This is a genomic window from Sphingomonas sp. Leaf242 (assembly GCF_001422045.1).
Lineage (GTDB): Bacteria > Pseudomonadota > Alphaproteobacteria > Sphingomonadales > Sphingomonadaceae > Sphingomonas.
Window position 1 is genome coordinate 154,474 of record NZ_LMLW01000012.1, and the last position, 12,690, is coordinate 167,163.

Genomic DNA, 12,690 nt, shown 5'->3' on the forward strand with positions numbered 1-12,690 from the left:
CGCAGGCTCCGGGACGCGTAAAGGAGGCCAGTGCAGCCTTGGCTGCTGCCGCTCCATGGGCAACCCCTTCTGGCAGATGAGAACGGTCAAAACAAAGAGGCACTGATCGGCCCGGGGTGAAAGCCAAGCTGGCCGCAGGAATAGACTCGAAGCGTCACGTCCTCGACATCGCGCACACTCGAGCGAATTTCCGGGATCGCCGCTTCCTCTAACATGGCGTCCTTCCCAACCACGGCCAGCAGCACGCCGCTGGCTCGCCGGCCGGTCATCAACTCATAGACTTCAAGCTTTTCCTGCAGCCAATTCCCATAAGCGGGCGCATCCAAATACGCCTTCCTGACATAGACGAAGTCGACGACGATATCGGCCTGATCGTCCTGGAATTGCTTGAGTCCGTCGAGAACTAGGCGCTTCTCGCCTGCCACAAGCTCGACGTGTCGCTCGAAATAGACTCCGGCCTCTTTCTCATATCTGGTGATCGCCACTTGGCTCAGCGCGAATGCCTGGACCTGCCAGCGCCGGGCCGCGATCTTGTGAATGCCGGCGTCGGTCGGCTGCTCGGCACTGCTTTGAGCGACCGGAAGGTTCGACCTAGCAATCTCGGACTGTGTCTCCAACCGCGTGAGCCGCTCGACAATTTCCGATTCCCGGCTTGCGGAAAGCCGCTCCTTGTAAAGACGGAGCGACTTGCGATCGATCTTCCCATCATGTGCCATTTTGTGATGCATGTCGCACAGCGCGATGAGATTCGCGGGATCATTGTTCTCCCGGTTTTCGTCGATGTGGTGAAGCTCGACATAGGTTGTCTCGCCACAGACCCTCAGCGCGCAGGCGTGGCCAGCCTCGACCAGGACGAGACGCCGAACGTCTGCCGGTACGTGGGGCCTGGCGCGATCATAAGGCTCTTTCGACAAGGACCGACCTCGGCTTTGCGTTCGCTTACAGGGGTAGCGGCGACTGTGCCGGGCTTCAATGTCCGTCCGTCCGTTTGATTGCCTGCCTTACCGCTCGGCGTCGCGTCCAACCGCTGATATGCGGTCTCCATGGCGGTGAGAGATTCCTTTTCCCAGACGACCAAGACGAACCTCGCAAAGCGCGCGGCGTATATCTGCTCTTGCCCGGATTGCCGGGCCTTCACCTTGGGCGCCCGGGCCGAGGGCGACGGCGTCGTCAATATCGGTGTCGCCGCCCATATCACTGCGGCGGCTGCTGGCGGCCCACGGTTTGATCCCGACATCGACACCATCGATCGGGCATCGGAGCAGAATGGCCTTTGGCTGTGCGCTAATTGCCATACCCGGATCGACACAGACCCGACTCATTTCACCGTAGCCAAGCTTCGGGACTGGAAGCGTGACGCGGAGGCCCGATCGTTCGAGCAACTTGGCCGCAGGCCGCTCGATCTGGATAAGGCGATCAGATACCAGCCGGAGATCATCGCGCACGATTACCTTGTCCTGAAAGACGCGCTCGCGACAAAGGGGCCACCGATCGACGACGCGGTCGATAGTTGGCGGAAGGCTGCGCTTCGCGATGTCACCGACTTCAAGGCGCTTCGGACCTGGCCGGCATCCCCAATCGACCTGTCGGTTCGATCCTCGCGGGTGGACGAGGAGGATTCGGCGGTCCCGAATTTTGCTGCCGTGCTGGAGATCGCAACCGATGTCATCATCGCGTCGGCGCCCGGGACCGGAAAGTCGACGACCATGATTCAGCTCGCCGGCACCATACTCGATGCCGGTAGGCGGGTGGCGATCTATGTGCCGCTCGCGCAATGGGGCGCCCAGCAGGCAGCCCTCCTGCTGTCGCTGACCGCGCGCGCGCCCTTTGCGCATCTCGACTTGGACGCTCTACGCCTACTGGCCGCGGAAGGGCGGCTGGTGCTGCTGCTGGACGGCTGGAACGAGCTCGATCCCAAGCAGCGGCTTCGGCTGAAACTGCAGCTCCAGCAATTGCGCCGGGAATATCCGCTGCTGGTGCTGGTCGTTGCCACCCGCGCCCACACTGACCGCCCCGTCGAAGGTCCGGTATTCCAGATCGAGGCGCTACGTGAGGACGAGCAACTGGAAGCAGTGCGGCGCATGCGCGGTGAGGAAGGCGTTGCCGTGCTCGACGCCGCATGGCGAGTCGCAGGTCTGCGCGACCTCGTTGCAATCCCGCTTTTCTTGACTGCGCTACTTGACCGGGCGATCGGCGCTGTTTTGCCGCGGTCGAAGAACGAGATACTCGAGGGTTATGTTCGTGCTCAAGCGCGAGACGATGCCCGGGCCGACAGCCTGCGTGAAGAGCTGGAGGATATGGCGTTTCGCTATCTCGAGGCGTTGGCGCGCGCAATGCGGGAAGATCAGCGGGTGTTGTTTGAGGCCGAGCGGGCGAGATCGATCGTGTCAAAAACCGGCCAAGCGCTGTTGCGGGAAGGACAGATTGGCGCCGCGCCCAAGCCTGGTAGGGCGCTCGAGATTCTCAGCGACCTGCATCTTCTGGAACGGCTAGGTGACGGCATGATGTTCCAGTTTCAGCACCAGCAGATCCAGGAATGGTTCGCCTCGCGCGACGTAGAGGCGACAATCCGATCAGCCGCCGATGGAGATGAGGCAGCGCTAACTTGGCTACGCGGCACTGTCATGAACTGGCGCCATTGGGACGAGACCCTGTTGTTCGCCGTCGAGCGGATCAGCGCCTCCGCTAGTGCCGACGCCTTGCAGCTTCTGGCGCTGCTCGTGAACGAAGCTCTGCGGCTCGACCCCGATCTCGCGGGTGAGATCATCGCGCGGGCGCCGGAGGCATTCTGGTCGATGGCGGGACCTGCCATCAGGGATTTCGCGGCCGCTTGGCATGCTTCGGGCATGGTCGACCGTGCCGTCGATTTCATGATCACGACGGGCAGGCCGGAATTCGCCGACTTTGTCTGGCCGCTCATAACGGACCAGAATAGCCAGATCCATTTGCGGACGCTTCGCGCAGGCAACGGTTTTCGACCCTCGGTGCTGGGGGAGGACGCGGCGCACCGTATCGCGCAAGCCCTACCCGAAGTGAGGTCGCACATCCTCCAGGAGCTGGCCAGCAACGGCGGCATGGAAGGCATCGAACTTGCTACCTTAGTCGCGGAAAGCGACCCGGACCCCGACGTCCGCCTACAGACCTTCTCGGCGCTCGAATTCCGCTCGGCCAGCCGTCATGCCGTTCGCCTTCTGCGAGCCTCGGGTAGCGAGGTCTGGGACTTGGCCGGTGGCCGAGGCTATTGGGACGGAATAGACGACCCCGAAGTCGTTGCCCGTCTCAAAACCATTAACGCGGCTCAGCGTTCAGCCCTGACCGATCCGGTGGCCCTTCTACATGCGCTTTTGGAACAGGCAGGAGATACAGATGCCGGCCGGGTGCGGGAGATCCTTGCCCACCCCGCTTTTCCGGTCGGTGCGGAGCGTATCTACCATTTGACCGATCGCCTCGCGGCGCGCTGGCCCAAAGAAGTGGCCGACGCGATGGTGGACCGGATGGAGGGAGGTCTTCCCTTACCCTTCCGGGCAGAGACGCTGCTCTTGGGGACGACTCCGGTCGATGACGGGTTGTTGATCGAACGGGTGTTGAACAGCCCGCCGGACGACGAGGGCGCAAAGGCCGCGGCGCGCCTCGCGGGTACTGGCACCGTGACAAAGTTGATCGGCCAAGCGCTCGCCGGTCGCGAGGCGCTTACCGAGGAGAAAGAGCAAAGGCGCAAAGCCTATTGGGCCGCGGTCGAGCGGGCCACAGCATCCCCGGTCGCCTCGCTAGTCGATGGCCTTACCGCCTTCTCCGCGGAGACGGATCCTCAGCATATCCACGACATCGTCGAGATCATCAATCGACACCACGGCGGCGTGGACGTGCGTCCGCTAGCTCTCACCGAGGAGCAGGCGCTCCAGATGGTCGCCTTGATCGAGGGCTGGGCACAAGCCCTGCTCGGAAATCCCGTCGCGACCCGATCTCAGGTAGCGGCACTCGCTGTCGCGATCGAGCGGGTACCTCGCAAGGAGTTGCTCGTGACGCTCGAGGCGTTGTTGGTCGAGGATCTCGAACGGTATCGGCGAGATTGGGAGCAGTTCCGGGGGCGGCCGTCGCGCTATAACCATGGCAACGATCTCTCAATGGCCTTCGGCTTGCAATTCTCGCGGGCCTTCGTCGCCATCGGCGGCCAACGGGTAGTGTGCATCCTCTCACACTATCTGGTATCGCCGCGCTTCGGTGCTGACGCGGCGATGGCGCTGCGCCGGATCTTCGCGCATCGGACCGACGAGGCCGAGAAGAAATTCGGACAGCCTTGGCCCGATTTTTCAACGCTCGCAGCGAGTGCCACGGGGAAGGGCCAACCATCGCCCGGACCCGAGGCCGCGGCCCTGTTCGATGCAATCTCACGCTTGACCGGTGAGCGAGCGTCGGTCGCGGATCGCGAACAAGCGCTCTATCTGTTAAAGGTCATGCTTGGCATGCCCCATGCCGATCATCCTGCAATACGGGGGCTCCTGCGGGACACCGAAGTTTCGCCCCTCGCCAAGCGCGACGCTATGGCAGCCTTGGCGATGGCGGGAGTGACGCTTCCTAAAGAGCCGATCCGGCTTGGTCTCGCGGCGTTCCTCAAGCAGGCGGAAGGCGAGCGCTGGCTGTTGGACAATGACCATAGCGACTTGGGGCGTTGGCTCGCCCTGTTTCCTTTCTCGGACCGGCCCGACGCATTGTTCGACGCCATTGCGGCTCTGGAACCGGCTCTTCTGCGTGACCGTAATATCGAGGCAGTGTGCGAGGCATTGCGCTGGGCGCCGACCGGCGTCGGCGATACCGGCCTGGTCGATCTCGCCGAGCGGCTTCCTGCACTCAAGCAGAACTTCACCTGGCAGGCCGCGGTGCTCCACCGCCCGGAAAGAAGCGCGTTCTCGGCATTCTGCGACTTGCTCGAGGCCGGCAGTATCGTGCGCAACGCCGACAGCCATGCGATCTGGTCCCTTGGCGACAAGCTCGCCGGCAAGCTAGCAGGGAACCCAACCTTGCGCGATGTGTGTCTCGCCCGCTACCGGTCCAGTCAAGGCGTGGCCCGCAGCGTCTATGATCATGCGATCGCCAGGATGCACGATCCAGACAATGTCCCCTTCTTGGTCGAATGCTACGCGAGCTGGGGACGGTCGTTCGACGGGGTACTCGCCGAGGCGCTGCGCAACTGCGCTCTCTCCTACCGGACATCCGAGCGGATGACTGGCAGCCAAGAGATCTTGCCGGTCGATCTTGCATCACTGCGCCGCCAGCTCTTCGCGATCATGAGAGACGGGTCACCGCAGAGTCCGCTGGCAAGGGACTGCCTCGAGCATATCGAGGAACTCCGTCGCGACTATGGCGCAATCGACACCGAGCCCCGGCATCCGGATGTTGCAAAGGGCATGCCCTGGCCGCTCGAGGAGGAGAAGCTGCCCGGTCGCGCCGCCCTTGAAGGCAAGGGCGGCCAAAAATAGCGGGAGAGCTTCTTCACCATCACGCTACGCTAGAGGAGAAATGGCACGAGATGTAGGTTCGACATCGGGCCGCGATCAAATCAGGCCATCTGCTCACCGATCGCCCTTTCTCCCGCCAAGATCCTATTCGGCAGCGTACACAGATATTAAGCGGCTGCAACTTCAGACGTGGATTCGAGGACTTGCGGAAGTTTCGCACGCGTGGATAGATCGGCTCGATGACTCGCCCACTAGATTCCGATGAACTTGGCGCCAAGGGAGAGAAGAGGCTCGCAGAGCTTCTGCTCGACGCCCGCCTAAAACCAAATAGTCCCGATCGCGATCGCGTCGGTTGGGACTCGGTGGTGACGTGGCCACTCGACGAGACAGCTCCTGCCGACAGCCGGCCCGAGCCGCTTGCATGTCACATTCAGGCCAAGACCGTCTGGTCGGGCAACGGCACGATATCGATCAACCTGAGCACGTTCGAATATATCGCCAAGGACGCACGGCCCGCTTTCATCATCGTGTTTGAGGTCGATGATCCGACTTTAGAGATCATCAAGGCCCACATCATCCATGTCGAAGGGCCGTTTCTTTTCGAGGTCCTCAAACGTCTGCGCCAAGCACGTTTCGAAGGGAAGCGGCCGAGCGAGGTTACGTTCGAACCTACGACCACGAAATGGGGAAAGCTTCTTCCCTCTGTTACCGGCGCGGCTCTCAAGTGCGCTATGGAAGCCTGCAGCCCAGAGGGTATGGCCGCATATGCCACCATGAAGCGGCGCCAACTGGCGCGCCTTGGCTATAAAAAGGGGGGCATTCAGTTTCGCACGACGGTCACAGCCAATACCCAAGACGAACTGATCGACGGCTTCCTTGGACTTGGATCGCTTCAGGTCGCGGATATCGCTCAGGTTGAAAATCGGTTCGATATCACAATCGAATCTCCGTTTCCGCCTCCCGAGAAGGACAGCGCTTGGGAAACACTTAAAGTCGCACCAAGGCCGACCGACCGCTGCATGATCATCGCGACCCGCCCGGACGGCAAAAAGCTCGAGATGAAAGGAGAGTTTTTTCGAGTTCCTGGCACTGTTACCGGTCCCGAACGGATTATCTTCGAGTGCCGCACCGGCCTGCTCAGGATCCGTGTCGATGTGAACGGAAATGAGGGTGGCGGACTTCTCTTCGCGGCGATGGAAGACTTCGCCAACCTCCGAGCACCAGCGGCCGATTGGGCAACATTTTACCGCTTCGGCGCCTGGTGCATCCGCGATGCTCTCGTCATAGAGATCAAGACCAAAAAGCCCGGCGGCCCGCCACCACTCGAGGGTGGCACGGATCCAACGCCGGATTTGGCGGAGGCCGATCGCCATGATCGCATGGCGGATCTGGCCGAGGCGGCGGAATGGGTCTTGGCGGCCGCACAGGCGCCGGGCACGAAACTAACATCTGACGAGCTGCTGGCGGCCGCTCCCGACCTTAAGACCATCCGGACGATGAAACTTGACCCTGACAAACTCTCGGGGTTCACCTTCACCAGCCCGCTGCCGACATGCGCCACGCCCGATAGCAGCTACGAACTTCTATACGTGAACAAGGTCGCAATGGGGGACCATCTCATCGCCTTCGCAGCCCGCACCCGCGCAACTACGGCTGTGGAAATTGATGCGATCTCATGGGTGACCGGGCCGATGCATCTCGAACTCACCCGCAAAATCAGGAACGACGATAAGGCGATCGCCAAATTCGTACGCGACGCCCGTCGATATACCGGCATCGACAGCGTCTTCGGACCAAATCTAATCGAACTCTTACCTGAATGACGCTACTGCAGCGCGGCCGCCAACCACCGCAACTCATCCGCTCAGTGCGGTTGCTCGGCTGCAGGCGGCCGTTCTGCGCCAGGGCATTGCCACGCGAGCCAAAATCGTTGTCGCCGCTGGAACGGCAACCGGCAAGACCCCGCTAACCAAGCCATTCGTCGGCTTTGCGCGAGCGCAATGGCAGGTCACAGCACCATCCGACGTCCGGATCAACTAAGCCGTACGTCTTGAGTTGGTCGACACCCGCCATCAGATTGGCGAAGCGCGACGACCCAGTTGCGGGCGCTCCGACTTCGCCGATCGCTGCTCGAAGCCGGAAGTTCGCTCACAAGATTAAAATGGTACGTACCCGTTCCGTGCATAGGGACGTTGAGGTGGTTCAGTCGCCTTTGCGATCCTGGCGGAGCTTCTGCTCTCACGGGACGAGCACTCACCGACACCAACGGCAGCCTGTCGGCTGCGCCCGACATCCCGGCCGATGGTCCTTGACCCGGCGCCATGGAGCAGCTGCGGGATCAGCAACCGTTTTCCCTAGTCGCATCTACGGTTAGACCGGGGGCGGGAGGAACGCGATGAATCACGACGACCTGACATTGCTGCTGACTGAATATGCGGAGATCAACGCTGCCGGCCTCGATGACGCGCAGCTGGATCCCCTCAGAGCGGGAGTCGCGGCGCTTTTGACAATCCGGACCGAACGGACCGAAGAATATGTCAGCTCGGGCGGCGAAGGCCGGATGGGCTTCGGCTATATGAAGTTCAAGGAGCAGCGGTTCTACAGCGTCAAGCTCGGCAACCTAACACGCGACCGGCTCGGCGCGGCGGGGCTGGGCGGCACGATTCTAACCAGCGGGTCGACGCTCGCTGGGCTGGTCGCCGCCGGAACCTTGCCGGCTTGGGCGGGCGCTAGTGCCCTGCTGGCCATCCTGCTGGCGCTGACTGGTCGATTGAAACCGCTCGTCAGTTCGCTCAGCCTCGATGAAGCCACCACCCTCGATCTGGCTTGGCGAGAGTCGCGCGTGGAGAACTCGTTCCGCCTCGTCGATGCCAAATCACTCTCCCAGCGGATCGGCGATGTCGAAGCGATCTACGGCAATGCCGGTTTCACGCAGGCCAAGTTGAGCAATGCGCTTAAAAGGCTCGAAATCATTGGCATGATTAAGGGTGCGGGTGGCGACACCTATCAACTGATCGAAAAGATCAAAGTCAGCGACGCGGACCATCTGCAGCTCGGCAACGGCTGATGCCGCCGACCGTCCGTCACTCTGTGCTAACGGACTGGGAGGCCTATGCCGCCTCTGTTGAGGAGACCTTTGGCGAGCCAAGCAAAGTCGATCACTTCCAGGCGATGGCCGAGGTGCCGGGTGTATTCGCCTCGGTTTTCAGCGACTGAAGCGCGATCTCGCTGGACAGCCCTAGCTTGCCGGGGAAAACGATTCAGCCAGACTGACCGCGCGGCTTGGCTCAGGCTCCGACCCCGCGCCAGCAATCCCCCGGTTGTGCCGTGTGGTGACGTCGGTCATTCTAGGCTGGTGCCTGCGTCTTGCCCTGCCCCATCCGAGCTCCGCGGTGCTGCTTATCACACGCAGAACGGATCCACCTATGCCGGCTGAATCTGAATCGGACTTTGAAGCGGCCGACGCGTTCGCCGACAGGATTGCCGCGCAATTTGCACCCGTGCTCATCGACGATACCGATTCGATGGGGGTGCGTGACCTGATGCTGGCGCGCCATGCCCGCTACGGTGTCCCGGTCGATCCGACTCGCCTTGACCAAGTCAATCGCGGCGACGGTCTGGTCGAGCTGGTGCACGGCTTTTATGCCGATCTGCTCGCTCATGCCCCCAAGGCGCTGCAGGAATTTTGCGCGGACCATGTCCGTGTGCGTGGCGTTCCATCTTTCGCGATCGAAGGCGCCGTCTATTTTTCGGGCGACGGCAATTACGTCGTGATCGTCACCACCTCGCTGATGACGTTCCTCAACAAGATCAAGAAATTCATCTTTGTCGAGCGCGACCCAAGCGTGATTGAATATTGCAATCGCTATCCTGCCGAAGCGCTGACGCCCGAGCTGCTGCGAGCCATGCGCGATGAAATCGTTACAAACTTCCGCGAGGGCGAACCGCGCGGGCCGTTGCTCATGCTCAATTATGATCGAGCAGCGGTGGTCAACGTCATGCTCAACATCCAGGAGACCTTCATCGTCGCGCATGAGATCGGCCATCTGCTCTCCGATTTCATGCTCAAGGGCACGCTTGCCAAAGGCCTGCACGAAAGCTTTGGATCGGATGTCCATCGATCGGAATATCTTGCCGATATGTTCGGGTTCGCACTCGTCATCAAGCGCTCGATCGCCGACCTGCCGCCGCCTTCGGATCCTGAGCTCGACCGCCAGATCGCCATTGCCACCGAGAAAAACCGCATCTCGTCGATTTGCGAATTCTTCGAGATTCTCGAGCTTGCCTTCCCCGAAGCCACGCCTTCGCATCCGGCGCCGGTCGATCGCGCCGCCAACATTCTGGCGACCTTCTACGGCGAGCATTTCGGCGCGCATTACAATGCCGTTCGCGCGGGGGAAATCGCACATTTCAGCTGGGCGCCGCTGCTGGCGGAAGGGCTTCGCCCGTCATTCATGGCGAAGCTGTGCATGGATATGCTCGCTAACGACCAGGGATTTCGGCAGCTGATCGCACTCGCCGAAACCCAGGGACCGGACGCGCTGCGGATTCGAACGGGCCGTTGACCAGTGGTCCCTACCGGCCACGTGGGCAGCTGCTGCGTCGGCCCACCCAGCCAACTAGATTGAAGGACTGCGCGGATGACCGACGAGATGCCGTTTGATGGACAGTTGCGGCGCGAACGCGCGGGCGCGAATGTAGGCCTCAACCCGATGTTCGGAGAATGGCAGCACCGGTTCGATTTCGCACCGGTGCCGTATGGCAATGGCGCGGCGCAGCGCGGCGATTTCAGGGCAGCGATCCAGGCCGAACTCACCAACCAGTGGCTTTATTCAAACGAGATTCACCTCTCGATCACGCTGCATGTTGATGTCCAGACGGTCCTCGAGACCGACGAGACCGCGGATCTCGATAATTACGCCAAGTCGATCCTAGACGGTCTCAAGGGACCCAACGGGATCATGATCGACGATACCCAGGTCCAGTCGCTCGCGATCCATTGGATCGATGGATATGGCAGCCCATCCTTCACCGTGGAAACAAAGGGCTCGCCCGACGAATTCGTGCTAAAACCGCAGGTGTTTTACGAGATGCCAGACGGCCTGTGGTACCCGCATGGCCGACGGCTGTGGAGCGAGGGCGGTGCGGCCCCGACCTCGGACTTCAACCATTATGCCGGACTCTCGATCATGGAGCTGATGAGTTCGACCAAAACGCGCGCGCGCGCCGAGTTGCGGAAAGGGGGTGCCGACCGGCTGCGGGCCTATCAACAGGGCCGCTATGTCACGTCAATTGCCCGCGGCTTCCATCGCAGTCGGATCGAGGATGGGTTTGAGATGCACGGCCGTCGCGCCTGGCAAGCCGAACGGCAGCGATGGCTTGCTGAGAATGGCGAAGCGTTCGCCGCAATCGAGAAAATACTGAAAGACGCGCGCGCCGCGCACGACAAATTCATTGCCGTGCTCGCCAGTTTCGGCTGAGTCGCGGCCGAAGTTTGTAACGCCAAGGGCATCGCGCCCCTGCGGTAAAGGCGTTCACCTTTGACCTGTTGCCCCTATATTGTTGCAATGGACGACTCACCGGATCGAATAGAAGGCGAACTGCTCCGGGTTGTTCCGGACGCCAACGTGCTCGTGCACGGCCGCTCGCTGGTCGACCAGCCTTGGCACGTCCTAGGCCGGGATCCGATCGAGATCGTGCTCATCCCGCCGGTTATTCGCGAGCTGGATAAGCTCAAGGTCCAGACGGGCCGACCCAACAAGGTCGCGCGGGCCCTCAGCAGCGATGTCCGGGGGTTGCTGAAAGAGCCTGACCGCACAGCAATGGTGCGGCGATCAGGACCCGCTGTCACCAAGCGGGTCGAACTGCGCAAGGTCACCACCGCTGTTGTTGACGGTCTGGACCTAGGTCATGCCGACCAAGCGCTGATTAATTATGCGCTGCACCTGCAAGCCGATGGGCAGGACATCCTGCTTCTGACCGACGACACAATCTGCGCCACGACCGCCGAGGAGTTCGGTTTGCCGGTCCTGCTGATCGACGATGATTGGCTTCGCGACGCTGAACCCGATGAGGCGTCGAAGGAAAATCTTCGGCTTGCGGCTGAAAACCGACGGCTCAAGGCCGCCGAACCGCAGGTGGCGCTGTCCTTCGTCGGAATGGATGGCGCGGTTCTCTCTACGTTCGAAGCGGAGATCGTTCGTTGGCCGGCACTCACCTCCATTGAGACCGATGCGCTGATGACGGAAGTGGCGAATTTCTGCCCGCCGGCGAGTTCATTTGAACCCCTGAAGCCGCGCGCGACCGATGCGTTGCGAGGGATTGGCGCGACGCAGCGCTTCGGCCATCTCGCGTCGCTCCAACCCCGCACGGTCTACGAGCCAGCAACAGAGGAAGAAATCGAGGACTATCGGACCCAGAAATATCCCGACTGGCTTGAGGAAGTGCGCACCGCGCTCGGCTCGTTGCACAACACGCTTCAGGCGCGCTCCGAGCCGCCATGGGTGCTTGCGGTCGCTGCTAATAAGGGCACGCGCCCGGCGCAGGATACATTGTTGAGTATGGTCGGCAGGGGGAACTTTGCCATCAGGGATGAGGATGTGCCTGCTGGGGAGGACGATGATGGCGATAAATCGGCGCCAGTTACAGCCCCTTATGCATTGCCGTTGCCACCAAATCCGCCGCGGGGCCGAACGCGAACGATGGGCGCACTCGGCCGGCGATCGGCATTTGGCGCGGATGCGATCGGTCGCATGGTCCACCACCCGCTTCATCTGCCGACGTTCTCCGCGCCAAAGCCGCGTGACAGCGATGCCTTCTACTGGCGCGAGGGCCGCGATGGCTGGGTGGACCAAATGCAACTGGAATGTGCTTCGTGGCGCCACGGTCAGGATGAAGTGGTATCCAAGCTGGCGATTAGTCCCGATGGATTGGAACCCTGTTCAGGGGCAATCGAACTCTCGGTCCATGCCTCGAACCTTTCCGATCCCGCACTTGTTCGCCTGCCAGTGCGTATTACGGTGACCGACGGCGATACGCTGGTACGGGCTCAATCGCTTATTGCGGTGCTGGCGCGAGCCGTTGGCGGCCATGGCCGGCTCTAGCGTGAACGAGGATTTCTACATGAACACGAGTACGCCGCGTATTAGCTGATACAGTCGCGACGTGGGAAACTGTAAATAGCGATCCATGTGCTTGCGATGGCCCCCAGCGGCGACCAGATGGCGCGGCAGCG

The 12,690-nt window shown here is 61.5% G+C and carries 8 protein-coding genes; 7 read left to right on the forward strand and 1 reads right to left on the reverse strand.

Annotation, left to right across the window (positions count from 1 at the left end):
* Nucleotides 1–86: 86 nt before the first annotated feature.
* Nucleotides 87–914, reverse strand: coding sequence for an HNH endonuclease signature motif containing protein (locus ASF09_RS18145; RefSeq protein WP_060527477.1), 828 nt, complete (start codon nt 912–914; stop codon nt 87–89).
* A gap of 129 nt (nt 915–1,043) precedes the next feature.
* On the opposite strand from ASF09_RS18145, the gene ASF09_RS18150 reads away from it, so the two are divergent.
* The 7 genes from ASF09_RS18150 to ASF09_RS18175 all read left to right on the forward strand — a co-directional run bounded on the left by ASF09_RS18150 (nt 1,044) and on the right by ASF09_RS18175 (nt 12,559).
* Nucleotides 1,044–5,477: an NACHT domain-containing protein gene (locus ASF09_RS18150; RefSeq protein ID WP_060527478.1), complete on the forward strand. Its 4,434-nt coding sequence runs from the start codon at nt 1,044–1,046 to the stop codon at nt 5,475–5,477.
* Between the two features lie 218 nt (nt 5,478–5,695).
* The gene (locus ASF09_RS18155) at nt 5,696–7,279 is read left to right on the forward strand and encodes a hypothetical protein (protein WP_060527479.1); all 1,584 of its coding nucleotides are present in this window, start codon (nt 5,696–5,698) and stop codon (nt 7,277–7,279) included.
* Nucleotides 7,280–7,851: 572 nt separating this feature from the next.
* Nucleotides 7,852–8,523, forward strand: coding sequence for a hypothetical protein (locus tag ASF09_RS18160; protein ID WP_060527480.1), 672 nt, complete (start codon nt 7,852–7,854; stop codon nt 8,521–8,523).
* Nucleotides 8,523–8,672 (forward strand): hypothetical protein, encoded by a 150-nt coding sequence (locus ASF09_RS20480; RefSeq protein WP_156359425.1) that lies wholly within the window; start codon nt 8,523–8,525, stop codon nt 8,670–8,672. Before ASF09_RS18160 ends, ASF09_RS20480 begins: the two co-directional genes overlap by 1 nt.
* 209 nt (nt 8,673–8,881) lie before the next feature.
* Nucleotides 8,882–10,021, forward strand: a complete 1,140-nt coding sequence (locus tag ASF09_RS18165) for a hypothetical protein (protein WP_060527481.1) — start codon at nt 8,882–8,884, stop codon at nt 10,019–10,021.
* A gap of 75 nt (nt 10,022–10,096) precedes the next feature.
* Nucleotides 10,097–10,936 carry a RusA family crossover junction endodeoxyribonuclease gene (locus ASF09_RS18170; protein WP_060527482.1) on the forward strand — a complete coding sequence of 280 codons (840 nt, stop codon included), beginning with the start codon at nt 10,097–10,099 and terminating at the stop codon, nt 10,934–10,936.
* An 87-nt stretch (nt 10,937–11,023) separates the two neighbouring features.
* Nucleotides 11,024–12,559 (forward strand): PIN domain-containing protein, encoded by a 1,536-nt coding sequence (locus ASF09_RS18175; RefSeq protein WP_060527483.1) that lies wholly within the window; start codon nt 11,024–11,026, stop codon nt 12,557–12,559.
* The last annotated feature ends 131 nt before the right edge of the window (nt 12,560–12,690 follow it).

Bases quoted from the DNA above. Each gene is read 5' to 3' on its own strand.
- ASF09_RS18155 (WP_060527479.1), top strand. From the start codon at position 5,696: ATGACTCGCCCACTAGATTCCGATGAACTTGGCGCCAAGGGAGAGAAG.
- ASF09_RS18175 (WP_060527483.1), top strand. From the start codon at position 11,024: ATGGACGACTCACCGGATCGAATAGAAGGCGAACTGCTCCGGGTTGTT.
- ASF09_RS18150 (WP_060527478.1), top strand. From the start codon at position 1,044: ATGGCGGTGAGAGATTCCTTTTCCCAGACGACCAAGACGAACCTCGCA.
- ASF09_RS18170 (WP_060527482.1), top strand. From the start codon at position 10,097: ATGACCGACGAGATGCCGTTTGATGGACAGTTGCGGCGCGAACGCGCG.
- ASF09_RS18165 (WP_060527481.1), top strand. From the start codon at position 8,882: ATGCCGGCTGAATCTGAATCGGACTTTGAAGCGGCCGACGCGTTCGCC.
- ASF09_RS20480 (WP_156359425.1), top strand. From the start codon at position 8,523: ATGCCGCCGACCGTCCGTCACTCTGTGCTAACGGACTGGGAGGCCTAT.
- ASF09_RS18160 (WP_060527480.1), top strand. From the start codon at position 7,852: ATGAATCACGACGACCTGACATTGCTGCTGACTGAATATGCGGAGATC.